This window comes from Xanthomonas nasturtii (assembly GCF_001660815.1).
Taxonomy (GTDB): Bacteria; Pseudomonadota; Gammaproteobacteria; order Xanthomonadales; family Xanthomonadaceae; genus Xanthomonas; species Xanthomonas nasturtii.
In genome coordinates, this window is record NZ_LYMI01000024.1 from 1 (window position 1) to 22,772 (window position 22,772).

At 65.2% G+C, this 22,772-nt stretch carries 19 protein-coding genes and 1 pseudogene; 8 read left to right on the forward strand and 12 right to left on the reverse strand.

Going from position 1 to position 22,772, the window contains the following annotated elements; all coding sequences use genetic code 11:
* From A7D16_RS22495 to A7D16_RS10535, 6 genes and pseudogenes are all read right to left on the reverse strand, one after another.
* Positions 1-137: pseudogene (locus A7D16_RS22495) on the reverse strand (IS5/IS1182 family transposase); the annotation flags it as partial.
* Positions 138-569: 432 nt separating this feature from the next.
* Entirely contained in the window at positions 570-1,031 is a 462-nt protein-coding gene (locus A7D16_RS10520; protein ID WP_064632419.1) for a DUF4126 family protein, read from the reverse strand.
* A gap of 295 nt (positions 1,032-1,326) precedes the next feature.
* Positions 1,327-1,773 (reverse strand): CPBP family intramembrane glutamic endopeptidase, encoded by a 447-nt coding sequence (locus A7D16_RS24090; protein ID WP_239686984.1) that lies wholly within the window; start codon positions 1,771-1,773, stop codon positions 1,327-1,329.
* A complete protein-coding gene (locus tag A7D16_RS24095; protein ID WP_239686985.1) occupies positions 1,761-2,165 on the reverse strand; it encodes a DUF3611 family protein in 405 nt (134 codons plus the stop codon). The genes A7D16_RS24090 and A7D16_RS24095 overlap by 13 nt, the downstream gene beginning before the upstream one ends.
* An 82-nt stretch (positions 2,166-2,247) precedes the next feature.
* A complete protein-coding gene (locus tag A7D16_RS10530; RefSeq protein ID WP_064632421.1) occupies positions 2,248-2,733 on the reverse strand; it encodes a MarR family winged helix-turn-helix transcriptional regulator in 486 nt (161 codons plus the stop codon).
* A gap of 111 nt (positions 2,734-2,844) precedes the next feature.
* Complete coding sequence (locus tag A7D16_RS10535; RefSeq protein WP_064632423.1) at positions 2,845-3,465, reverse strand: YiiX/YebB-like N1pC/P60 family cysteine hydrolase; 621 nt, start codon at positions 3,463-3,465, stop codon at positions 2,845-2,847.
* Positions 3,466-3,676: 211 nt separating this feature from the next.
* Between A7D16_RS10535 and A7D16_RS10540 the strand changes: the two genes are divergently transcribed.
* Together A7D16_RS10540 and A7D16_RS10545 are read left to right on the forward strand one after the other, a co-directional pair.
* A complete protein-coding gene (locus tag A7D16_RS10540) occupies positions 3,677-4,012 on the forward strand; it encodes a DUF3817 domain-containing protein (RefSeq protein WP_064632425.1) in 336 nt (111 codons plus the stop codon).
* Positions 4,013-4,224: 212 nt separating this feature from the next.
* On the forward strand, positions 4,225-6,171 hold the full coding sequence (locus A7D16_RS10545; protein ID WP_064632427.1) for a S9 family peptidase: 1,947 nt from the start codon (positions 4,225-4,227) through the stop codon (positions 6,169-6,171).
* A gap of 118 nt (positions 6,172-6,289) precedes the next feature.
* Here A7D16_RS10545 and A7D16_RS10550 read toward each other — a convergent pair whose 3' ends face one another.
* Positions 6,290-8,614 (reverse strand): S9 family peptidase, encoded by a 2,325-nt coding sequence (locus A7D16_RS10550; protein ID WP_064632429.1) that lies wholly within the window; start codon positions 8,612-8,614, stop codon positions 6,290-6,292.
* A 193-nt stretch (positions 8,615-8,807) separates the two neighbouring features.
* Positions 8,808-9,899 carry a DUF1615 domain-containing protein gene (locus A7D16_RS10555; RefSeq protein ID WP_064632431.1) on the reverse strand — a complete coding sequence of 364 codons (1,092 nt, stop codon included), beginning with the start codon at positions 9,897-9,899 and terminating at the stop codon, positions 8,808-8,810.
* Positions 9,900-10,414: 515 nt separating this feature from the next.
* Here A7D16_RS10555 and A7D16_RS10560 point away from each other — a divergent pair.
* Positions 10,415-12,289, forward strand: a complete 1,875-nt coding sequence (locus A7D16_RS10560; RefSeq protein WP_064632433.1) for a GGDEF domain-containing protein — start codon at positions 10,415-10,417, stop codon at positions 12,287-12,289.
* A gap of 188 nt (positions 12,290-12,477) precedes the next feature.
* Here the strand turns inward: A7D16_RS10560 and A7D16_RS10565 are convergent, their stop codons facing one another.
* Positions 12,478-13,038, reverse strand: coding sequence for a hypothetical protein (locus tag A7D16_RS10565; RefSeq protein ID WP_064632434.1), 561 nt, complete (start codon positions 13,036-13,038; stop codon positions 12,478-12,480).
* Positions 13,039-13,689: 651 nt separating this feature from the next.
* Here A7D16_RS10565 and A7D16_RS10570 point away from each other — a divergent pair.
* Positions 13,690-13,884, forward strand: coding sequence for a hypothetical protein (locus A7D16_RS10570; RefSeq protein ID WP_064632507.1), 195 nt, complete (start codon positions 13,690-13,692; stop codon positions 13,882-13,884).
* Between the two features lie 71 nt (positions 13,885-13,955).
* Here the strand turns inward: A7D16_RS10570 and A7D16_RS10575 are convergent, their stop codons facing one another.
* The gene (locus tag A7D16_RS10575; protein ID WP_064632435.1) at positions 13,956-14,507 is read right to left on the reverse strand and encodes a hypothetical protein; all 552 of its coding nucleotides are present in this window, start codon (positions 14,505-14,507) and stop codon (positions 13,956-13,958) included.
* Between the two features lie 346 nt (positions 14,508-14,853).
* The gene (locus A7D16_RS10580; protein ID WP_239686986.1) at positions 14,854-15,768 is read right to left on the reverse strand and encodes a class I SAM-dependent methyltransferase; all 915 of its coding nucleotides are present in this window, start codon (positions 15,766-15,768) and stop codon (positions 14,854-14,856) included.
* 167 nt (positions 15,769-15,935) lie between these two features.
* On the opposite strand from A7D16_RS10580, the gene A7D16_RS10585 reads away from it, so the two are divergent.
* Both A7D16_RS10585 and A7D16_RS10590 read left to right on the forward strand, forming a co-directional pair.
* Positions 15,936-16,811 carry a DMT family transporter gene (locus A7D16_RS10585; RefSeq protein ID WP_064632436.1) on the forward strand — a complete coding sequence of 292 codons (876 nt, stop codon included), beginning with the start codon at positions 15,936-15,938 and terminating at the stop codon, positions 16,809-16,811.
* A 484-nt stretch (positions 16,812-17,295) separates the two neighbouring features.
* Positions 17,296-17,511 carry a hypothetical protein gene (locus A7D16_RS10590; RefSeq protein WP_064632438.1) on the forward strand — a complete coding sequence of 72 codons (216 nt, stop codon included), beginning with the start codon at positions 17,296-17,298 and terminating at the stop codon, positions 17,509-17,511.
* 241 nt (positions 17,512-17,752) lie between these two features.
* On the opposite strand, the gene A7D16_RS10595 is transcribed toward A7D16_RS10590, so the two are convergent.
* Complete coding sequence (locus A7D16_RS10595) at positions 17,753-19,534, reverse strand: expansin EXLX1 family cellulose-binding protein (RefSeq protein ID WP_064632440.1); 1,782 nt, start codon at positions 19,532-19,534, stop codon at positions 17,753-17,755.
* A 586-nt stretch (positions 19,535-20,120) separates the two neighbouring features.
* Here A7D16_RS10595 and cycA point away from each other — a divergent pair.
* Both cycA and A7D16_RS10605 read left to right on the forward strand, forming a co-directional pair.
* Entirely contained in the window at positions 20,121-21,494 is a 1,374-nt protein-coding gene (gene cycA, locus A7D16_RS10600; protein WP_064632443.1) for a D-serine/D-alanine/glycine transporter, read from the forward strand.
* Between the two features lie 265 nt (positions 21,495-21,759).
* Positions 21,760-22,671: a CorA family divalent cation transporter gene (locus A7D16_RS10605; RefSeq protein WP_064632446.1), complete on the forward strand. Its 912-nt coding sequence runs from the start codon at positions 21,760-21,762 to the stop codon at positions 22,669-22,671.
* The last annotated feature ends 101 nt before the right edge of the window (positions 22,672-22,772 follow it).

Below are 22,772 nucleotides of genomic sequence, written 5' to 3' on the forward strand. Positions count from 1 at the left end.
ACGTACAACACTGCGCACCACACCTCATATAAATCCACACGGCGTGGCTTGGTGCGCTTGCGCGCTTGTTCCAGGATCGGCAGCACGTGTGCGAACTGCTCCCGGCTCATGTCACTCGGATAGGTCTTTTGGCGCATCCGCATAGTCTGCACTGATCTGCGAAGATCGTGAACAGGTTCTGAGAACCTGATGGCACTGGATGATCCGCTGGGGCCGTTGTTTGCTCCATGGTTTGAGATCAGTGTGGATCGTCGTCAGCTCAGCGGATTGCCCGTGCGCCGGGGCCAGACAAGCGTGCGTTGGAGCGACGATGATCGAACGCTCACTTGCCTTGCCCGGCTAAAGGGCAGCGATGCGCCGCCCAGCGGCTGGATGTGGAGTGCGACGCATGGCTGGAGTGCGGTTGCCGAGGCATCTGGCCGGACCTAGCTTGATCGTTGCGGCAACCTCTCTGTCGTGAGCCCGGTGCGCAGATGTTGCCGCAAGGCTGACGCACAAACGCAGTTGCGGGCGTGACCTGTCTTCCCAGCGGCACCTTTTATGCACTACACCCAAGTAATGGAGCTGCGTTATCGCTTCGCCGCATCGCGCATGATCAACGTCGCCGCGCCCACCGAAATGGCATCTTCAAAAACGCCGGTGCTGGTCTGGCCGTACCGTTCGATCGCACGCATGCGCGCGTTGAAGGTGAGGTAGGCAGCGGCAACCGCAGTGGTGGCACCGAGCAGTGCGGCAATGCCACGTTGCTCGCGCGGCGCCAGTGCAGTGCCAACGATGACGCCGGTGGCGATGCGGGCGATCATTCCGGGGAGCACGATGCGGTCCGGAGCGGTCTTCATCTTGTCGCCCGCCAGCTCGCCGCCGGCCAAAGCCAACATGCCGGCCGATGCCAGCGGGTTGGCAAGCAATGCCGGTGCGCCGTTGTTGGCCGGCAACTTGCCGGTGCGTGCAGCGTTGGCGACGGCGGCCAGCGGTGTCATCGAGCGCATGCCGGCAACAGCGCCCATCAGGATGGAGTGGATCAAAGCCATGTGCACCTCTGCATGTGCTCGACCATCGCAGGCGGAATGTACTGCGCGTGGCACGGTGTTTTCGATGCGCGCAGACTAGGGCGTGGCATGTGTGGGCATTGGCAAGACGTTGTGCACGCCGCGCATCGGTTGCGTGCGGGTGTCGCTTCCTGCCTTGAACGACGGCGCCGCCGGAGCATCTGGCGGCGCCGTCGACCGTGCTACAGGTGGGCAATGAGTTTGCAGCGTAGGCGTTGCGGCAGACGCCTGCTGCCCTACCGCATCGATCACCATCCTGCGCTGCGACGTCGCAGGATCACTGCCTGGCGAACTGGCCCCGACGCCAGGCCAGCCACACAACCGCCACACCCACTGCAAGGCAGACCAGCATGCCGGGCAGCGATGCTTCCGGGCCGAACGCGCCGCCGGTGAGCCATTCCGGCACCGTGGCATTGGGCGTGCTGCGCGCAATGGCCGGACCCAACGCCATGCCCGAGACGGTGGCGCCGAACAGATAGCCTTGCGTGAAATTCCAGGCGATATGCGCACCGATCGAAACCCAGATGCGCCCTGTCAGTGCATAGAACGCGCCGAGCATGACGCCGGCTTCCAGTGCGATGCAGATGGCGGCGAAGACCGTGGCATTCGGGTTGCCCAGGTGGGTGAAACCGAACACCGCACACGACACCGCAAATGCGGCCCATGGGCCGAATGCACGCCACACCAGACGCAGCAGCACCGCGCGCATCATCAGCTCTTCCACGATGCCGGCCCGAGTGCCTGGATGTCGTACAACCCGAACAGCGCCATGATGCCCATGACGCTGGCGAACATCGCCGCGCCGGCCAGCAGGCCGATGCATAGCTGCGGCAGCATGGGGCGCAGTGCAATTTCCGGTGGCCTGCGTTTTTCGGCGAGACGGACTGCCAGCGTATAGATACCCAACGCCACCAAGGCGCCAAAGAAACTGACGGCAAACTGCACCGGCTCGTTGGTTTTCGGCCAGAAGCCGCCCAGAAAGCGCGTCACCACGCCGGTGGGAATGGCGACCAGAAAAAACAGCAGCAACGCCCAGCCGCAGGCGCGCAGCCAGCGCAGCCAGCGCAGCTTGCCTGGCCGCAACAGTCCGTCCTCGCCAAGCTCGATCGGTTGCATGTTGCGCCGTGATGGCGGTGCCGCGAGCGGTGCACTGGATTGCGTCATTGCGTGCATACGCGAGTCCTTTTGAATGTTGCGGTTACGGGGGCGTGGTGCTGCTTGCTGCGGTGGCAGCGGCGGTGATGCGGTGGGCGAACGGGCGTTGATTCAAGGCGGCGATGGCTTCGGCAAGCACTGCGCTGAGAGGCACGGAGAGTTCCGCATCGAGCTGCGCGGCGGCGGCATTGGTTGCTGCCCACTGGCGCTGCAATGCGGGGATCATCTTCCGGGTCCTGGTGGTGAGCACCACGATGCGTTCGCGTGCATCTGCACCCGGCTTCAGCGCGACCAGGCGCTGCTTGGTCATCTGCGCCACGGTCTGGCTGGCAGCGGAGTGCGTAATGCCGATCTCCTGGGCCAGCACCTTGATGGAAGCAGGGCCAAGCCGCATCAGCACACGCAACACCGGCGTATAGCGCGGCCGCCAGGCCAGGCCCGCGTTTGCGTAGACCGCTTCCAGGTCGCCGTCCAGCAACTCGATCAAATGCCGAACCAGTGTGCCGAGAGTGGGTGAGGGCGTGCGCATGACACGAACCGTGGTTGAGATGCGTGCTATTTGCGCCAGGGTGTGCCCGGCGTCTGGGAGTAGCCCGCCGCGCCGCTCACCGGCGACGTCTCGACGCCTTGATCGCGCATCTCAGTTCAATTTCGCGACCACGGTGAGCGCTGGTGCGCGCGCCATATCGTTCGGGTTGCTGCCGGGTACGTCCTGCGGTACCTGCATGCCGCGGCTGCGGTAGAAATCGGTCCAGTACGGCGAGATCCTGCCGGTCTGCAGGTTCTTGAAGTTCATCGGCTGCAGGGCAAACACATGGTGGGCCCGGAACGCGCGCTCGATGAAGTCCGAGCAGTAATAGCTGTCTTCGTTCGGCACATAGGTGTCGTTATAGGGTTTGCCGAGCATGCGATGCGCCTGGGCGACGGCGTCTGCAATGGCAGGGCGATGCTCTGGCGCGAGGCGATACACAATGATCTGCCGATGCCTGGCGGTCGCCTCGTCGATGAACGTGCGCAGCGACTGCTGGCGCGAGCCTTGTTCGTCGGCGTGCAGGACGATCTGCGTGGTCCCTTCGTGCGCGACCAGTGCCACATGGTCGAAGCTGGGCGCGCCCGGTCTTGCGGTTGCGCCGTCGATCGCACCGCTGAGGCCGCTGCGTGCGGCGGTGACGAACAGCAGGTCGCCCTCGTCGACGCGCAGGGCTGATGCCGTGACGGGCAGCAAGGCGAACAGCAATGAGAGCAGCAGGGCGAGGCGCATGGTGCGGGCCTGAGGACAGCAAGACCTGCATTATTGCCTGGACGGGCGACTGGTGCGTTGCTGCAGCCAGATGCACTGCAGGAGTGGGCTCGGACGCTCGGCAGCGGTGCACCGGCACCCGCTGCGGTCACCACCTGTAAACTCAGTGGGCCAGCGGGCGTCGCCGCCGCCATCGCGTCGCGGCAATCCCCTGTCCGTCTTGGAGTGTTGCATGCGTGCGTCTTCTGCGTTGTCGCCGATTGGCCGGCTGTTTGCGTTGGCTGCATTTTTCGAGGGGCTGACCTGGGCCGGCTTGTTGCTCGGCATGTTGCTCAAGTACGGGCTGCAGAGCACCGAGCTGGTGGTCTGGTTGTTCGGGCGCCTGCATGGCGCGGCGTTTCTGTTCTATGTCGCGGTCAGCGTGATCGCGGCGTTGCGGTTGCGCTGGCCGTGGTGGGCCTGGGCCCTGAGTCTGCTGGCCGCGTTGCCGCCGCTGGTCACGGTGCCGCTGGAGATGTGGTTCCGGCGTATCGGCTTGCTGGGCCAGCGGCGACCTGCCGCGCGCTGATCGCTTGCATCGATGAGTCGCATGGAGGCGGGCTACATCTGACGCAGGCGCGCATGCAGGTGCGCGTCTTACCCCGGGGCAGCACGTCGTAGACGCACCTGCAGCCTGCATCCCTGTGCACAGGCTTGCACAAGCAATGGACGCACGCACGCACCTTTGCCACCATGGTGGCCTCAAGGACAGATCGAGTGGGCGCTATGCGGCATTGGACGATGGGTGTGGGGGGTGTGCTTGCGTTAGTGGCGGCGATGCCGGCCCAGGCGCAGGAGGTGCTGGATCTGACCCCGTATCTCAAGAGCGACCAGATCGAGCGGATCAAGATTTCGCCGACCGGCGATTATTTCGCGCTCACCATGCCGATGGAAGATCGCACCGTGCTCGGCATCGTGCGACGGAAGGACAAGGTGGCCACGGCAAAAGTGACCGGTGGCGCCAACAGCGTGGTGGACGATTTCTGGTGGGCCAGCGACGAGCGCATGGTGGTGTCGATGGCGCAACGGCTGGGCTCGCGCGACGAACCGATGGCGATCGGCCAGCTGCATGCCATTGATGCGGACGGCAAGAACAGCCGGTTGCTGGCAAGCCCGTATGGCACCAATCCCGACATCAACGGCACGCAGCTGAAGATGGATCTGGACCCGGGCACCTACATGCTGGATACCTTGCCTGGCGATGCGCGCAACATCCTGGTGTCGACGATTCCGTTTGTCGGCGACCCGAATGTGCGGGTCGACAAGCTGGATATCCAGACCGGGCGGCGCAGTACCGTGGCCACCGCGCCGGTGCGACGGGCGGATTTTGTGACCGACCAGCAAGGGCGCATCCGCTTCGCCAGCGGGGCCGATGTGACCAACACGAGCAAGCTGTATTACCGCGACAACGACGATGCGCCTTGGCGGCTGATCAACGATGCGGGCAGCAGCAAGCACCGCGAGTTTCCGCTGGGTTTTTCTGCCGATGGCAGCGTGGCCTACCTGCAGGTGGAGCAGGACACCGGGACCGATGTGCTGGCGGCCTGGGACCCGGCCACCGGCAAGTCCACGCCGTTGTTGCACGACGACACTGTCGACCCGGATCGCATCCTGCGCGATCTGGATGGCATCACCCCGATTGGCGCGGCGTACATGAGCGACCGCGTACGCAACCGCTTTTTCGACGAACAGACCCCGACCGCCAAGCTGTATCGCAGCCTGGAAAAGGCCTTCGACGGCAACGCGGTGTACATCACCTCGGCCACGCGCGACCGTCGCCTGGTGCTGGTGTATGTGTGGAGCGATCGCAACAACGGCGATTACTACCTGTTCGACACGGTCAGCAAGCATGCCGACCGTGTGTTCAGTCGGCGCGAGTGGTTTCCGCCCGATGCGGTGCCGGCGAGCACGCAGGCCAGTTTCAAGGCGCGCGATGGGCTGCAGCTACACGGCTATCTCACCCGCCCGCTGCATGCCGATGCAGGCAAGCCGCTGCCGCTGATCGTGATGCCGCATGGTGGCCCGTTTGGCATCTTCGACAAGTGGGAATTCGATGACGACGCGCAACTGCTGGCGGCGGCAGGCTATGCGGTATTGCGCGTCAATTACCGTGGCTCGGCCAACTACGGGCGCGCCTTCACGGTTGCCGGCGCCAAGGAATGGGGTGGCCGCATGCAGGACGATCTCACCGACGCCACGCGCTGGGCGATCACGCAGGGCGTTGCCGATGCCGCGCGCATCTGTCTGTACGGCGCCAGTTACGGCGGCTATGCCGCATTGATGGGCGTGGCCAAGGAACCCGGCTTGTACCGCTGCGCGGCCGGGTATGTGGGCGTCTACGATCTGGACATGCTGGCGCGCGATAACGGGCGTTACGCGCGCTGGGCCAAGAACTGGACCGGCGACTGGCTGGGCGCACGCGAGACACTGGCGGCACGCTCGCCGGTGACGCTGGCCAACCAGATCAAGGTGCCGGTGTTTCTTGCAGCCGGCGGCAAGGACGAGCGCGCGCCGATCGAGCACACCAAACGCATGGAGTGTGCGCTCAAAGGTGCCGGCGTGCCGGTGGAGTCGCTGTACTTCCCCAACGAGGGCCACGGGTTCTACACCGAGCCGCACCGCCGCGAGTACTACACACGCTTGCTGGCGTTCTTGAGCAAGCAGCTGGGTGGCAGCACGGCGAAGTGAGTGCCACGCAGGTCATCCGGGTTTGCCCGGATGACACGTGTGGCCGAGCCACCAAGCGCGGCCAACCGCTTGCCGGCCTCAACGCGCTGCACCGGCAACCACATTGCGTGTTCGCCGCTCAGTCCTTCGGCATCGGCTTCATCTGGTACTGCGCCGGCGGTGTTGCGCCAAGCAGGTACTGCACGAAGTAATCCCAGCGGCGGCGGGCGACATAGGGCGTGAGATCGCCGTAGCCATGCTTGGCGTTGGGCAGCATCAGCATGTCGAAGTTCTTGTTGGCCTTGATCAAGGCATCGGCCACCAGCAAGGTGAGATACGGCGGCACGTTGTCGTCCAGTGTGCCGTGCACCAGCATCAACCGGCCCTTGAGGTTGCTGGCGTGGTTGGCATTGGCCTGGTCGTCGTAGTTGGAGCTGCCGTCTTTGTTGACGATGTGCTCGCCGTGATATTTCTCGGCCCAATCATCTTCGTAGCCGCGGTTGTCGTGGTTGCCGCTTTCCGACCAGGCCACCTTGAAGACGTCCGGGTAGCGCAGCATCGCAGCGGTGGACGCGTTGCCGCCGCCGGAATGGCCCCAGATGCCGACGCGGTCCAGATCGATCCACGGGTAACGTTTGCCCAGTTCCTTCAAGCCGGCGACCTGGTCGGGCAAGGTGTTGTCGCCCATGTTCGCGTACCAGGTGTCGTGGAAGGTCTTGGAGCGCCACGGCGTGCCCATGCCGTCGATGGCGACCACGATGAAGCCGAGTTCGGCCAGCGATTGATTGTCGCCGTGGCCGGCCAGGAAGCTGCGGCCGCGGACCGAGCCGGTCTGCGGGCCGGGATAGACGTAATCGATGACCGGATATTTGCGCGTCGGGTCGAAGTTGCTGGGCTTGAACATCAGCCCGTACAGCGTGGTCTTGCCGTCGCGCGCCTTCACCGTGATGGGCACCGGCGGCACCCAGCCTGCAGCCTTGAGACGTGTGATGTCGGCGCTGGCAATCGTGCTGACGGTACGGCCGTCGCCGGCGTCGCGCAGCAGCGTGACGGGCGGGGTGACCGAAGTGGAATAGGTGTCGACGAAGCGCGCGCCATCGGTCGACAACTTCACGCTGTGATCGGCTACTTCCGGGGTCAGCAGCACCGGCGCGCCACCGTCCAGGCTCACTTTCCACAGCTGCTGGTAGTAGGGGTCTACACTCGCCGAGCGACCGACCGCCATGAACCACGCGGTGCGGCTGACCGGGTCCACGCGCAACACCTCGGTGACGTTGCCTTCGCCGCTGGTGATGGCGCGCTTGGGTTTGCCGGTGGCCAGATCGTAGAGATACAACTGGCCCCAATCGCTACGCTCGGAAAACCACACCACCTCGTTGCTACCGGGCAAATACGCCCAGTTGGCGGCGACCTGGCCGCTCTCGTAATAGGTTTTGGCGGTTTCGTCGAACGCGGTGCGCACCGTACCGGTGGCGGCATCGGCGATGCGCAGCCAGACCTGCTTGTGGAAGCGCGAGGTGGAGGCGAACGCCAGCGTCTTGCCATCCGGTGCCCACTTCACGTCGTCCCACAGGCCGGGCGAGCAACTCACGTCGTCGCATAGGGTGGAGCGGTGTTGATCCGGCGGTGTCTTCAGGCGCAGCACGCTGCGGGTGGGCACGTCGATGATGACGCGCTCGATCATGGTCACGTCCTTGTCGCCGGCCAGCGGGTATTTCCAGGATTGCAGTTCCGGGTGCCCGAGCTTGGTGCTGACCAGATACATGTCGCCGGTCTTGCGTTGGTCCTGCTGGAACGTGGCAATTTTTTGCGAATCCGGCGACCACGCCACGATGGCGTTATCGCTATGCTGCCAGCCGGCGTTGTCGGTGGCATAGCCGAAATTCTTCACGCCGTCGCGGGTGAGCTGGGTTTCCTTGCCGCTGGCCAGATCGCGCACCCACAGGTTCCAGTCACGGATGAAGGCTTCGCTGCGTTTATCCGGCGACAGCACGCCCGGTTCCGGTTTGTCCTTTGCGTAGAGCTTGCTGCAGCGTGCCCGCGCATCGCAGACCACGGCGGTATCGCGGACGTTGAGGCGGTAACGACCGTCGGCGGTGCGCTTGACCACCGGTGCGAAGGTGTCGGCCTTGAGCGGTTTGTCGCCGGTCTTCAGCAGCGTGTTGAGCGCAGCGACCAGCGTGGCCTGTTTGAACAGCGGCGCGCTCTTGCCGGTGGCGGTGTCCAGCTGCAGCAGGTGGTTGCCCTTGGCGTCGTGATCGACATACACCACATGCGTGGCATCCAGCCAATCGATGCGCGTGAGGGCATGGTCGACCAGCGGCTGCGCGGCATAGCTGATCAGCCGCTCGGCGCGCGCGTAGTCAGCCTCGGTGACGGCAGGGGCCTGCGCGCTGGCAAGTGCAGGCAGGGCGGCCAGCGCGATGGCGACGAACAGGTGCCGCAGCGGCAACGGGGTGGGCATGTAGGAGTCTCCGGGACGAAAGGAGCGCGCAACGCGGTCGGCGCGGCCGCACGATGCTACCCGCTGCCCGCCATGCGTGCCTCTGCCGGAAGTCTTGCTTCTCATCGAGCGACGCGGCATCGCCTGCGTAGTGGATTCAATCGGCGCACAGAAGTCGCCGAGCAGGTGCTGCAGCTGACGCACCCGCGCGCGCTTACTTGCTCATGCAGCGCTTCCAGCGCTCGTTCACCCGCTGCGCAAACCAGGCGGTGGTGAGCGTGCGGGTGATCTTTGGGCTTTCCAGGGTGATGCCGGGCAGCACGGCGCGCGGCAGCGGCTTGCCGGCGCTGCGCTCGGCCAGTGCGAACACCTGGCGATACAGCTCGGTATCTGCGAAATCGGCCGCGTTGCCGGCTTCCAGTGCGCGCCGGAGCTGGCGGTCGCTCATCGCCAGTTGGCTGCCCAGGCTGCGCGCGGCGCGCTCGGTGCTGCCGGGCGCATCCAGGCTGGCGCCGGGTGTGAGCAGGTCGCCGTCCAGTGTCAGCGCGATACCGCTGGCCTTGCTCAGCGCGGCCTGGAAGGCGGCATTGCGGCTGGCGTACCACCCGGCGTTGAAATCGGCGAAGCGGTACAACAGCGCGTCGTAGGTGACCGGGTACCCAAGCAGATGCTGGGTGCCGAACCACAGCCCGCCACGGCGGCTGAAGACCTCGTGGCGGATCGAGTCGCCGGGCGGGTAGGGATAGCGCTGCGCATGGTGTTCGGCAAAGGCGATGCTCACCTGCATCGGCCCGGCGGTGTGCACCGGGTTGAGCCCGTCGAACAGGCGCGCGCCCAGCGGTACGCTGCCGGTGAAGTCTTCGAAGATGCGGCTCAGTTCCTGCTCGGTGCGCGCGGCAGCGATGCGCGTGGCATAGCTGCGCCCATCCGGCGAGCCCAGGCGCAAGGCGGCATCGACCATGAAACCGGGGATGTGGTGCGCACCCGCGCGGCGGTCGATCTCCGCACGCGCGATCTTGCCCAGGTTGGGCACCACCGGGTTGGCCTGGTAGGTCGACTCCTGCTCGGTCACCGCCAGCACCGCGCAGATGTGCTCGGCGCTGGTGTCCAACGCCTGCGATGACAGCGCCACGTACACATCGCTGGCCCAGCCGGCGCGGTCGGGCAATGTCGCCGGCAGGCGCCGTGCGATATCGGCCTTCACCGCATCCGGCGTGCGTTGCGGCGCACGCGGGGCCTGGGTGGCGCATGCCGACAGCAAGGCGATGGTCAGCAGTGTGAGCAGACGGGGAAGGGGCAAGGTCACGGCGTCTCCGGAAGAACAAGGGGCGGCAGCTGCCGTGCGGCAGTTTACGTGGCGCGCCTGTGGGGGCTTTCATCTTGAGTCGAAGGCTGCAACTGTCCGCGCGAAAACGACTGCTGACTCGTGCAGCGAGCGCCCCTCGGCGCCCCGGCAACATGTTCGCGGCAGTTGGTGACCCCGTGCCACATACAACGTCCGCGGCAGGTCTGCGCCAATGCAGGCCCCTGGCATCGGCAGCTGCGCATGGCGTCATCCCGATTCAAGACTGGACCACCCTGGCCGATAACGAGCTCGACTCCTTGCGCGTCGATCACGTGCCCCGTCGTGCCTGCCGGTCATCATTGCAGTTGCATGACATCCGGATCACGGCCATTTGGCCGCAGATTCCACCCGATTCCATCGCTGTCCAACCGTGGGAGTGCGTGAGATGCCGCAGCAACCAGCAAGCCGCCACCGGAGCGGACATGGCGCCCCAAGGGCGCGCGCACGCTGCGGCCCGTTATCGCCGTGACGGTTCCATGAGCATGCCGGCAACCCGGTGGCGACGCGTGCTTGCCGGGCTTGTTTTGTTGCTGAGCAGCGCGGTGGTGTCGGCGCAGCCGCAGCCGTGGAAGACCATTGAAGCGGCAGCAATCGACGACCCCATGGCGGCGTTGCAGATCGCACAGGCTTCCCTGCAGCAGGCCCGTCGCAGTCACGATGTGGATGCCGAGTTCTGGGCCTTGCTGACGCAGGCACGCGTGCTCATTTCGCTGGAAGACAACGAACGCCGCCAGGTCGTGCTCACGCAGGCGCGCGGGAAGCTCGACCAGTTGCACGGCAGCGCCAGGCAGGCGCAGCTGTGGCTGGACATCGTGCAGGCGCTCAGCGATGTGCGCGAAAACCCCAATCGCGGGATGGTGGCGCGGCTGGAAGCGCTGCGCGAACGCGCGCGCGTCCTGGGGCGCAACGATCTGCTGTGCGAAGTGGAATCGGTCGACATGTGGAGCATGCTCGCTTCCGGCAGCAGCGATGAATCCTGGAGCGCGGCGCAGGCCAGCTACCAATGTGCCGCACGCGAAAAAATCCTGGCCCTGGAACTGGATGCGCTGACGCAACTGGGCTCATTGGCCAGCCGCGTCGGTGGCCGTGCCGCCGAAGACAACGAAACCGAAGACTATCTGCAGCGTGCGCTTGCGCGCCTGCATGACCAGCCGGCACGCTTCCAGCGCAGCCTGATCGAATACGAGTTCGGCACGGCCTTGGCGGCACGCCAACCCGAAGCGGCGCTGCTGCATTTCAGGCGCGCGCTGGCGCTCAGCCGCGAGCTGGGCGACCAGGCCGGCGTGGCCGCAGCGTTGACCAGTGCCAGCGAAGCCCTGATCGAAACCGGCGATGCCGCCGCCGCATTGATGATGGCGCGCGAGGCGCTGCCGCTGATGCAGAAGCAAGGCAACATCGCTCGCGTGGCGGCATGCCACACCGTTCTGCTGCAGGCCTTGATCGCATTGAAGGCGGGCAATCTCGATGACGAAATCATCGCCGCCAAGGCCGCCGACGACCCCAATCTGACCTTGAACCGACGCGCGCAACTGGTCGACGCGATCGCCCAGGCGCTGGCATCGCAAGGGCGCCACGCCGAGGCCTACCAGGAACTGCAGCGCGCCAACACGCTGCGCGCGCAGAGTCTGGACCGCCAGCGCGACACCGTGATGCTACGGCTGCAGGCGCGCTATGACGATGCACGCCGCGGCGCCGAAACCGCCGAACTGCGCCGCCGCAGCGAAACCGCGCAACTGGCGCTGCAGGCACGCGAAGCCGGCCAACGCGCGTTGTGGATCGCGTTGTGCGCGGCATGCCTGTTGCTGATTGGCGCGCTGGTGGTGCTGGCATTCGGCGCACGCCACCGTCGCCAGCTGTCGCGGCTGGCGATGCGTGACGAACTCACCGGCCTGCCCAACCGGCGTGCCATCCGCGCCGAGGCGCAACAGCAGATCGAGCAGGCCTTGCGCTCGCAGACGCCGTGCATGCTGGCCTTGATCGATCTGGACCACTTCAAGCAGATCAACGACGTGCACGGGCACGCTACCGGCGATGCAGTGCTCAAGGCGCTGGCGAGTGCATCGCGGCTGGCGCTGCGCACGCAGGATCGCCTGGGCCGCCTGGGCGGCGAAGAATTCCTGCTGGTGTTGCCGGGCTGCGGCGAAGAAGAGATTCCCGCGGTATTTACCCGCTTGCGCAGTGCGGTGGCGGCGATCGACATCGCCGGCCTGCCCACCGACCACCCGGTGCGCTTCTGCATGGGCGCGGTGCGCGTCAGCGCGGGCGCCGGGCTGGATACGTTACTGAGCCAGGCCGACCTTGCGCTGTATGCCGCCAAGACCGCCGGGCGCGATCAATGGGCGGTGTGCTGAGCGCTTGATGCGCGCTGCGTTCGCCGATGCAGCGTGGCCGCATCGGCGTTGTCGCAATGCCGCGTTCGAATGCTCTCAAGGTGCGCATCGCTTGCCGGTGCGTGCACCGGGGCAAGGCCGTCGGCACCCTGCGCGCGCCCCGCACGTCACATGCAGTGACCGGCAGGGCGCGCGCAACGACGCCGTGCTTACTGCTGCACTTGCTGCATCGGGATCTTGTGCTCGGCGGAATACGCGCGCTGCGCGGTATTCAAGGCTGCCATGTCGGTGTTGAGCTGGGCAGAGACGGTTTCCAGGTCCGTGGCCAGCGGCGCCAGCTCGGTGTTGCTATAGCCGTTGGGCAGTGCCGCGACGCGTTCGAGCGCGGCCATCATTGCATCGGCGCTCTTGAGGTAGGCGGTCAGCTTGGCGTCGAGGTCCTTGGCATTGTCCGGCACGCCGGAGGCCACCGCGCTGTTGGCCTGGGCATTGGCAGCCAGTGCCTTGCGCTGGCTGCCCAGTGCGGTCTTGTAACTGTCCAGCGGCTTGAGTGCGACGGCATCGGCGATCAGGCTCTGTCCGCGATCGCCGGAGACCCATGGGTCGATGATGGTCACTGCACCATTCCAGACCGAGATGTTGTGCAGCAGGTATTCGCTGGAGGAGAGCTTGGATGCACCGCTGCCGGTGCTGCCGCCGCAGGACGCCAGCAGCAGGCTGAAAGAAACAAGCAGGAAGGTGGTGAACGTCTTGGTGGTGAACGTCTTCAAAGGGAAAGATCCTTGGTTACGAGGCGGCCGCCAATGCCATGGCGGACCAGCGAAACCCCAAGGAAGCGTCCAGACACGGCGCAGTGCATCCCTGCCGTCCATCTTCCCTGAGACGAATGCAGCGTGGAGCGTTCCATGTCACTCGTACGAGTGTGCTGCGCGGCCATTGTACCTGCTGCAATTGACGCGCACCTTGCAGGGAAAGGTCATTGGCGCCGTGCTGCAGCAAGAGTGGCTACACAATCACTGTATAGCCAACCTGCGGGCGCGGGGTGTTTGGCCTCGTCATGGGCGACAGACAGTGCGTGTGCTTGGCGCCCAGCAGACCACTGCGCGCAACGCGTTGGCGTAGCTTCAAATCCCGCATGCTGTAGCCGCAGTTGCGGTTACAGCAGCTGTTGGCCATCGATTCAATCGACGATTAACGCATCTGTCGTGACAGTTGGTTTTTATATGGCGGACTTGTATGGCACGAAGTGGCGAGCATCAGTGCGCGTAAACTGCACCGTCCTGACCCGAGAGCTCCGCTTGAAGCAACGCCGCACATCGCCGCAACCTGGGCCTGCGCGCACTACAGCGCGCATCACCGATTGGGTGGTCGGCGGTGTGGCTGTGCTGGTGGTGTTCGCGTGCTGCGGTCGCTTGTGGCTGCTGCTCGACGCGATCGTGGAAGGCCGCTATGTCAGCGTCATCCGTGGCCGAGCGGCCAGGATCTTTCTGGCCGAAAACGATCCGCATCGTTTCTGGATTTCCATCGGGTGGGACGCACTGTTGACTTGCGTGCCGCTGGCGCTCATCGGTGGGTTTGCGTATGCGACCTGGAAGGGACGCTGCCGCCGTCGCTGATGGCGCCGCTGATACCGGTTGCGAGCTTGGGTGGTGCATCGCTGCGCCGCCCTTGCAGCGTCATGCAGCGATCAAGGCGTTTTCCGCTTGCGTGCCGGCGCCTTGGCATCGCGCATGGGCCAGGTGTCGTAGCTGTAGACGAACTGCTTCTGGTCGGCGCCTGCGGTGGGATCGCAATGCCAGGAGCTGGCGACACTACCGGGTTCCAGCACGCCGCCAACGTCGCGCACCGATTGCGCTTCGAAGGCACAGACAGGCCCATACACGGCCACATCCCAGCCCGGTTGTGAGGTGGGATGCGCGTGCTGCACCAGCACGATGTCGCTGCCTTGGAAGCGATGGACTTGTGCCGCACGCTTGCGATCGATGCTGAAGTAGCACGGCGCACCAATGCCCAGTACCAGCACTTCGCCATCGCGCACCACGGTGCACCTGCCATCGCGTTCGCCCAGCCGGATCACGCGCCCCGCCAGCGTGGCGGTGGTGACGGGATAGCGTGCGGTCACTTCCGACATCGGCTGTGCTGGTGCGCTTGGCGAGGCCGATGCCGTCTGCGCACGCGCGGGTGCGGCGGTGACCAGCAACAGCGACGCCAGCAGGACAGCGATCAAATGGGGGCGCATGCAACGTCCGTGTCGAGGGCGGGGCAGCATCGCAGATCCGTCCAGTGGCCTAGAGCGGCCAACAAAACGACTTCGCGCCGGTCTGCCGCCTGATCTGCTGGCTCGCTGCAGGGCCCTTGCCCGCCCACCATCGCGGGACACGCTGCAAGTACGTCCATGTAGCTCTGGCGCGGCATCCATGCCGCTCAAGGTCCCGCGACGGTGGGCGGGCAAGGACCAGTCGAGTGGGTGGGTGCGCCACGTTTCAAAAAGCACCAAATAGCGGGTCTGGCGTGGCGCCCTCTGTTCTTCAAGAAACCACCAGCCAACTGTCTGGTGCGGTGAGGGCATCGCGCACTCGACCCACTCAGCGCCGCGCGGGCAGCGTCGCCAGCACACCGTCCAACGCCAGTTGCGTGGTGAAGCCTGCCTTGGCCAGGCGCTTGCTCACTTCATTGGGCACATCGCGCCCGCTGGTGAGTCTGTTGGGCGCACCGGTGTAATGGAACAGCCGGCCGCCACGGCGCAGCACGCGCGCCAGCTGGTCGTAGAAGACCTGCGAATACAGCTCCCCGGCAATGCCGAAACGCGGCGGGTCATGCAGGATGGCGTCGACCGACCCGTCTGCCAGCGTGGTGATGTGCTGCGCGATATCGGCATGGGTCAGCTGCAGGCGTCCACCGCTCGTCGCATCGTCCGGATCCGGCGACCATGGATTGAGCGTGCGCAGCCACAGCACGTCGGCGTTCTTTTCGAACGAGAGCAACTGCGCCACGCTGGCCTCCAGGCAGCAGGCCGCAAAGTAGCCAAGACCGCCGCAGGTATCCAGCACGGTCTTGCCGCGCGGATCCACCAACGCCACCTTGCGCCGCGCATCCTCGAATGGCGACAGCTGTGCCGATGGCAGCATCTTGATGCCGTCGATCTCGAAAGTCGGCGCGCCCCACTCGGTGGGCACCAGTTTGATCAGCGCGCCGCTGTAGCGGGAGATCGGCGCGAAATCGTCGCCATCCCAGAAGTACAGCGTGCGGTCCTTGAGCTTGCCTGGATACGGGTAACCCCGGCCGCGCCATTGCCAGGTCTGCGCATCGAGCTGGGCGGTGTCGGTGCTGCGGCCAAGGTCCAGCGACCCGGTCCAGTGAGTCAGACCACTTCCACGCGCGCCAAGCAGGGCTTGGGCATCGGAGAGAATGAGTAGTGGGCCGGAGTAATGGGGCACGGCTGACAGCTCTAAGTGCGGCGCGCGGACGATGCCGCACGGATGCAAGGACGGGACAGGCATCGTAACCGACCTGTAGCGGCCGGGCATCCGGTGGGCCCGGCGCAGTGCCCGCACGCATCGCCGGGATCGACTGCGCGCGCCGTTCCGCTGACACACGCCGCACCGCATACTGCGTGCGGTCCGCTTCGACATCTCGTCCGATCGGCGTCAATCGTGGAGCGTGGGCAATGCTGAAGGGTGTGTTGTTGGGGTTCGCCTGCTATGCGGCCTATTCGATCAGCGATGCGTTCGTGAAGCTGCTCGAAGGCACGCTGCCGGTGTACGAAGTGCTGTTTCTGGGCGCGCTGCTGATGCTGCTGGCGGTGCCGTTCCTGAAAAAGCCCGACGACCAGCTGCGCGAGCTGGTGATGGCCAAGCAACCGGCACTGTGGCTGTTGCGCGCACTCACCGGCGCCATCGGCAACCTCACCTCGGTGATCGCCTTCACCACCTTGCCGATGGCCGAAGCGTTCGCGCTGATCTTCCTGATGCCGATCTTCGTCACCGTGCTGTCGGTGGTGTTCCTCAAGGAGGAAGTGCATTGGCGGCGGTGGTCGGCTGTGATCGTCGGCTTCATCGGCGTGTTGATCGTGCTGCGCCCCGGCTTTCGTCATCTTACCCACGGGCATGTGGCGGCGATCGTGTGCGGCCTGGTCGGCGCCATTTCGGTGATCACCTTGCGCATGGCCGGGCACAGCGAGAAACGATTGACCTTGTATGGCGCCGGTGTGATCGGCCCGTTGGTGATGGGCGGCATCATGATGCTGCCGAGCTTCGTCTGGCCCACGCTGTACCAGTGGGGCCTGCTGGCAGGCTACGGGCTGCTCGCCGGGCTGGCCGCCATCTGCATGATGTACGCCACGCGCATGGCCCCGGTCAGCGTGGTGGCGCCCACGCAATACAGCCAGATGCTATGGGCGATCGCCTTCGGCTACCTGCTGTTTCACGACCATCTGGATTGGCCGATGGCGGTGGGCATCGCGCTGATCCTGGGCGCTGGTTTGTTCACCCTGGTGCGCGAGGAACAGGTATCGCGGTGGTGGCGGCGGACCAAGATTGTTTGAGGGCCGGGATTGGGGAATCGGGATTGGAGATTCGTAACAGCATTGGCCGATGCGACGCGACACGGCCGCTATTGCTTTGCGAATCCCCAATCTCCAATCCCGCCTTCCTTAGCGGGGCTGCCGCCAGTCCCCAACGATGCGCTGATATTCGCCGCTGGCCTTAGCAAGGCCATGCAGGTGCGATAGCGCATGGCGTGCTCTCGGAAGGGAGTGGGCATGGTAGCGGCGGCGTGAGCCGTGTGTGCTGCAACAGCCACTGGATGCATGCCAGGACTGGCGCGCTTGCCGGCCTGGAAGTGGCGGTCTGCTGCGGAGCACAGGTGCGCGAGAGGTCGTCGTGTGGTTGTGTGGCCATCGTGCTCGTGCCGGATGTCTCGCCGCGCGACGTCAACAGGATGTCACGGCCCCTGTGCGCAGGCTCACGGTGTTGTAGCGCCCTGCGGCCTAGCGTTGACGCTCATCTCGCACGCCACCGGAGTTACCCATGCACCTCAATCCACGCACTGCGCGGCCCATGACCAGCGTCAAGGCTGGCGTGCTTGCACATGGCACGCCCGATCCGGATACCAACGAAGAAGACACGCCGCTGGAAGAACAACCGCCGCGGCGCGGTGGCTTGAATGATGAGGTGGGCGATCTGGAGCAGGAAGATGCTGGCGCGCTGCCCGGGCGCGTGGGCGGTGGGCTTGCTGGTGGTTGAGTGTGATTGTGCAACTTCGATGTCATGAGGCTTCGCGCGTACCCTCACTCCAACCCCTCTCCCGACGGGAGAGGGACTAGGCGCCGCGCGTTGTGAGGAGACTTGTTGTTCTCAACTTGTTCGCAGGATGTTTTCAAACGTGGAAAGTCTTCTTGCTAACTCCTAGAGGGTTTCCATCTTTGAGTTTCCATCTTTGAAAAGCGTCTGGGCGGCAACATGCCTGAAATAGCCTGTAGCCGGCTCATGGAAACTGCACATGCCCCGGCTCGAAATACGCCGGTTTGCTGCCGTCTTCCGGCAATGCGGGAATCGTGTCGGCGATGACCTTGCCGCGAATGTCGGTGATGCGGATGGACAAGGGTTGGTTGCCGAGTTGTTCGCCAAGGAAATGGTTGTAGTCCATCTTCTGCAGGCTCTTCCACGTGCTGCCCTGTTTCACTTCAAACTTTACCACCGGGTAAGCATGATTGCGCACCTGGATCGCCGCCCACCAGCGCGAGCTGCCTTCCTTGATGCGGTATTGCACGTTGCCGGTGATCGGCGCGCGCACCACTTTCCAGCTGATCGGGATGCGCCCGTCCACCATGTTGCCAATTGCCGCGAAGGCATTGTGCGACAGGTCCAGCCCACCGGATGCGCCTTCGGGGTAGAGGTCGGTGACGTATACGGTGGTCTTGCCCTTGGGGCCGGTCACTTCCAGATAGGCGCCTGCCAGTGCAGCCTTGACGCCGCCGAAGTTCAATTGCGTGGGGTTGAGCGCAGTGATGAACGCGGTGCTCGGGATCGGATCCAGTAACAGCGCGCCGCCGGAATAGCCGGAGCCGGTATAGGTTGCAGTGCCGCTGAAGGTGCTGTTCCAGGTGCTGGCCTTGCTGGCCTTGCTGGCATCGGCCGTGCGCGCCGTCTTCGCGGCCGCTGTCGCAGCGGTGGCTGCCGAGATGCCCCAGGCCTGCTGCAGCACCTGCAGTTTGTCTGCGCGCGGTGTGCCATCGCGGGCGAGCAGGCCGCCGTTGTTGGCGTTGCCCACTTCCCAACTACCGAGAAAGGCACTGCGCATGCCGTTGGTGGCCAGATAGCTGCTCAATGCGTGCTGCCACGCCGGGTCGCGCGGGTCGCCATCGCCCAGGCCGCCACCGATGCTGACCGGCACCACAGCGCGATCGGCTGCGAACTGACCGAAGTCGCGTTGCCAGGTGGCAGGCAATGCGCTGGCGAAATCGTTGGCTGCAAACGCATCGGCCGCATCGCGGTCCGGCCCTGCCAGCTTGGGCATCAGCACCAGATGCGCGGCGGGAATGCGCGGCGGCACGCAGGCAAGCGGCTGCAGATTGCTGCCGGCGGCCTTGCGCGCCGAGTCGCTGCACACCGCGTTGTTGCCCACACCTTCCACGCCGATCATCCAGCCTGGCGCCTGTTGCAATACCGCCGTTGCCGCGCGCGTGGCAACGCGATTCCAGTCCGCCTCCGCAGCGGTACCTGCCCACGTGGCGTTGCGATACCCGCTGCTGCCCAGGTCGAGACCGATGACGCCGGCGGTCTTGCCATAGCGGCGCGCGAGCGTGGTGAGGCCGTCGATCCAGGCCTGTTGCTGCGTGCTCAGCTGCGGCGCGCTGTCGTCGCAACCGGCATCGGCGAAGGCGAACATCACCTGCATGCCGCGTTGGGTGCTGGCGCGTACGACGGCGTCGAGCACCTGCACGGAATTCAGCCCGCGCAGCGTTGGCTCGCCGGCAACATCGGTGGCGGCTACCTTGGCGGCCTGCAGTGTCGCTGCACAGACCGGCAGGCGCAGCGCGTTGATGTCGGCGGCCTGCAGTTGATCCAACAGCTGCTGCAGCGTGTTGCCTTGCAAGCCGGCGGCCACATGCGTTGCGCGATCGAAGCCGGGCCAGGTGACGCCGCGGATCTGCAGCGTCTGGCCGCGCGTGTCGACGATGCGTCCGTGTGCATCGACCTGCACGGCCAGCGCGGTGACGGGTGCCAGCAGCGCCAGCACGAGCAGCAGGCGAGAATGGGATTGCATGGGAGTCTCCTGTGGGAAGGGCCCGCGCAGGAGACCAGCAAACGCCCCCCGCGGTCCGTGCGCGCAGTCAAGGAAGCGGGCAGGAGCGTGGCGCTTGGCTGATGCAGGCGGCCGCACTGGAATGGGGGTCGCTGTTTGCGCGCGGCATGCGTGCCATCTGACGAGCAGGCTGCATTCGTGGCGCGCTACATGCGGCGCTGCAGTGCGTGTTGTGGGGCAGCGCGTCATGCGGTGCTCCGCTATCGGAGCGATCACCTGCACACGGTCGCGTGGTGCCCGTGTATCGGGCGCTGCAGGCCAAGCAGCACACATGCCGCTGTTTGCGCGTACGCACAATCTGCACGCCGGCAGGTGCGCTTTGCTTGCAATGGGCAGTCATTGCGCCCAACGACCGCAGCGCAAACGCGCCCATCTCAGCGTGGCGAGACAGAGGACGGCGTACGGCTACCAACGCACCACGATGGGGCACCGCGCCAAGCGTATGCGGGCGCATCCAGCGCTTGGTGGCTGTCGCAATGCGCCCCCTGGTGCGCGCTGCCGCAATCTCGTATTTTTGACGGCTTGTTCACTTGCAGGTGCCGTGCCCATGTCCGACCCGTCCGCGCCCGCTCATCTGCAACGCAGCCTGTCCAATCGCCATCTGCAGCTGATCGCCATTGGCGGGGCGATCGGCACCGGCCTGTTCATGGGCTCGGGCAAGACGATCAGCCTGGCCGGGCCATCGATCCTGTTCGTCTATCTCATCATCGGCGCGATGTTGTTCTTCGTGATGCGCGCAATGGGCGAGCTGCTGCTGTCCAACCTGGAGTACAAGTCGTTCATCGATTTCTCCACCGATCTGCTCGGGCCGTGGGCCGGGTTTTTCTGCGGGTGGACGTACTGGTTCTGCTGGATCATCACCGCCATTGCAGATGTCATCGCCATTGCGGCCTACGCGCAGTTCTGGTTTCCCGGATTGGCGCCGTGGATACCAGCCATCGCCTGCGTGCTGTTGCTGCTTGCATTGAATCTGGTCACGGTGAAGCTGTTTGGCGAGATGGAATTCTGGTTTGCGCTGATCAAGATCGTCGCCATCGCCGCGTTGATCATCACCGGCGGCGGCCTGGTGGCCTGGGGCTTCCGTTCGCCGTCGGGCAACGTGGCCTCGCTGTCGAATCTGTGGAACGACGGCGGCATGTTCCCGATGGGCATCGGCGGGTTCTTTGCCGGCTTCCAGATTGCAGTGTTCGCCTTCGTCGGCATCGAACTGGTCGGTACCACCGCTGCAGAAACCGCCGACCCGCGCCGTAACCTGCCCAAGGCGATCAATTCGATTCCGGTGCGGATCCTGATCTTCTATGTGCTTGCCCTGATCGCAATCATGGCGGTAACGCCGTGGCGGCAGGTGGTGGCCGACAAGAGCCCGTTCGTGGAGCTGTTCGTGCTGGCCGGCGTGCCGGCCGCGGCAAGCCTGATCAACTTCGTGGTGCTGACCTCGGCCACCTCGTCGGCAAATAGCGGCATCTTCTCCACCAGCCGCATGCTCTACGGCCTGGCCGAAGAACAGCATGCACCGAAGGGCTTTGCCAAGCTCTCGCGTGCGGCAGTGCCGGCACGCGGGTTGCTGTTCTCCTGCGTGTGCCTGCTGCTGGGCGCGATGCTGGTGTACCTGATCCCCAACCTTGTCACTGCATTTACGCTGGTCACCACGTTGTCGGCGGTACTCTTCATGTTCGTGTGGTCGCTGATCCTGTGCGCCTACATCGCCTATCGCCGCAAGCGGCCAGAGCAGCACGCCGCCTCGCACTTCAAGATGCCGGGCGGTGTTTTGATGTGTTACGTGTGCCTGGCGTTCTTCGCCTTCGTCATCGTGCTGCTGACCTTGCAGGCCGACACGCGGCAGGCGTTGCTGGCCAGCCCGGTGTGGTTCCTGATCCTGGCGATCGGGTATGCGGTGAAGGGGCGGCAGGCGCGCGCCTGAGCCAGAGGCGTGACACTGCCGGCGCGCTCCGGCATGCCGGCAGTGCCCGGGCGGCACGGCATTGCCAGCGCACGCACCGGCACGTGCACTGCCGAAGGGCTCGCAGGTTCGGTCGCTGCGCAGCGGCCCCTTACCGCCTGGCCGCACCGCGGCTGCACGGCGCCACGATGAAGGCCACTGGTAGCTGAGCGTGCGTGTGGGGTGGCGTTGACGGCGATGGAGCGGGGCCGGATGCTCGCCGCCATCCATCGCCACGGCCTGCCGCATGATCACGATCCACCCGATTGCCGGAACTCACCACGCGCAGGGCTGCTGGGTGGACCTGTGCCAGCCGAGCCCGCAGGAGCTGGCGCAAGCTGCCGAAAAAGTCGGCTTTGCGTTGCCCGATCGCGCGGCGATTGGCGAGATCGAATTCAGCAGCCGGGTGCGCCGCCAGGGCGATGTGCTGTTTCTCAATGTGCCGCGGTTCCAGGATGACGACGGCCCCACGGCGCCGCTGGGGTTTGCGCTGTCGCCGACCATGCTGGTGACCCAGCGCGAGCAGCGCATCGGCTCGCTGGAGGCATTGGCCGCGCGCCTGGAGCACGAGCCCTGCCATAGTGCGGACGACCTGCTGCTGCGCATGTTCGACCAATTGGTCGGGCGGTTGGCAGACCGCCTGGAAGCGCTCGAAGCGGCGGTCACCGACACCACGCGGCTGGTGTTCGACAACCCGCACAAGACCAAGGATCTGGAACGCATGCTGCACCAGGTCGGCGGCATGGGCCGCCAGCTCGGCGGCCTGCACAACGCCGGGCAGGGCCTGCTGCGTCTGGTCACCTATCTGGATGGCGCCACGCCGGACTGGTTCGGCGCCGATGCGGCCAAACGCATCACCCTGCTGCACAAGGACCTGACCACCTTGAGCGAATTCCAGCAGCACATGGACGACCGCATCGAGTTCCTGCTCGACAGCGTGCTGGGCATGATCAACATGGACCAGAACAACGTGATGAAGGTGATGGCGGTGGCGTCGGTGGTCGGCATCCCGCCCACCGTGCTGGTCGGCATCTGGGGCATGAACTTCGCCTACATGCCCGAGCTCAAGGCACATGATGCCTACTTCTGGGCGCTGGGCGTGATCGCGCTGAGCGTGGTGATTCCGCTGGCATGGTTTCGCAAGCGCGGGTGGGTGTGAGGCGCGCAGGTGCGGACCTGGTCAAGCAGAGCAGCCAAGCAGATTCGACGGAACCGACGCGCCAGGACTTCAGGTTCGGCAAACCATGTACGCAGCTTTGC

Excerpts from the sequence above, each read along its gene's own strand:
- A7D16_RS10520 (WP_064632419.1), bottom strand. The coding sequence starts at position 1,031 with ATGGCTTTGATCCACTCCATCCTGATGGGCGCTGTTGCCGGCATGCGC.
- A7D16_RS24095 (WP_239686985.1), bottom strand. The coding sequence starts at position 2,165 with ATGCAACCGATCGAGCTTGGCGAGGACGGACTGTTGCGGCCAGGCAAG.
- A7D16_RS10530 (WP_064632421.1), bottom strand. The coding sequence starts at position 2,733 with ATGCGCACGCCCTCACCCACTCTCGGCACACTGGTTCGGCATTTGATC.
- A7D16_RS10535 (WP_064632423.1), bottom strand. The coding sequence starts at position 3,465 with ATGCGCCTCGCCCTGCTGCTCTCATTGCTGTTCGCCTTGCTGCCCGTC.
- A7D16_RS10540 (WP_064632425.1), top strand. The coding sequence starts at position 3,677 with ATGCGTGCGTCTTCTGCGTTGTCGCCGATTGGCCGGCTGTTTGCGTTG.
- A7D16_RS10545 (WP_064632427.1), top strand. The coding sequence starts at position 4,225 with ATGGGTGTGGGGGGTGTGCTTGCGTTAGTGGCGGCGATGCCGGCCCAG.
- A7D16_RS10550 (WP_064632429.1), bottom strand. The coding sequence starts at position 8,614 with ATGCCCACCCCGTTGCCGCTGCGGCACCTGTTCGTCGCCATCGCGCTG.
- A7D16_RS10560 (WP_064632433.1), top strand. The coding sequence starts at position 10,415 with ATGAGCATGCCGGCAACCCGGTGGCGACGCGTGCTTGCCGGGCTTGTT.
- A7D16_RS10575 (WP_064632435.1), bottom strand. The coding sequence starts at position 14,507 with ATGCGCCCCCATTTGATCGCTGTCCTGCTGGCGTCGCTGTTGCTGGTC.
- A7D16_RS10580 (WP_239686986.1), bottom strand. The coding sequence starts at position 15,768 with ATGCCTGTCCCGTCCTTGCATCCGTGCGGCATCGTCCGCGCGCCGCAC.
- A7D16_RS10585 (WP_064632436.1), top strand. The coding sequence starts at position 15,936 with ATGCTGAAGGGTGTGTTGTTGGGGTTCGCCTGCTATGCGGCCTATTCG.
- A7D16_RS10590 (WP_064632438.1), top strand. The coding sequence starts at position 17,296 with ATGCACCTCAATCCACGCACTGCGCGGCCCATGACCAGCGTCAAGGCT.
- A7D16_RS10595 (WP_064632440.1), bottom strand. The coding sequence starts at position 19,534 with ATGCAATCCCATTCTCGCCTGCTGCTCGTGCTGGCGCTGCTGGCACCC.
- cycA (WP_064632443.1), top strand. The coding sequence starts at position 20,121 with ATGTCCGACCCGTCCGCGCCCGCTCATCTGCAACGCAGCCTGTCCAAT.
- A7D16_RS10605 (WP_064632446.1), top strand. The coding sequence starts at position 21,760 with ATGATCACGATCCACCCGATTGCCGGAACTCACCACGCGCAGGGCTGC.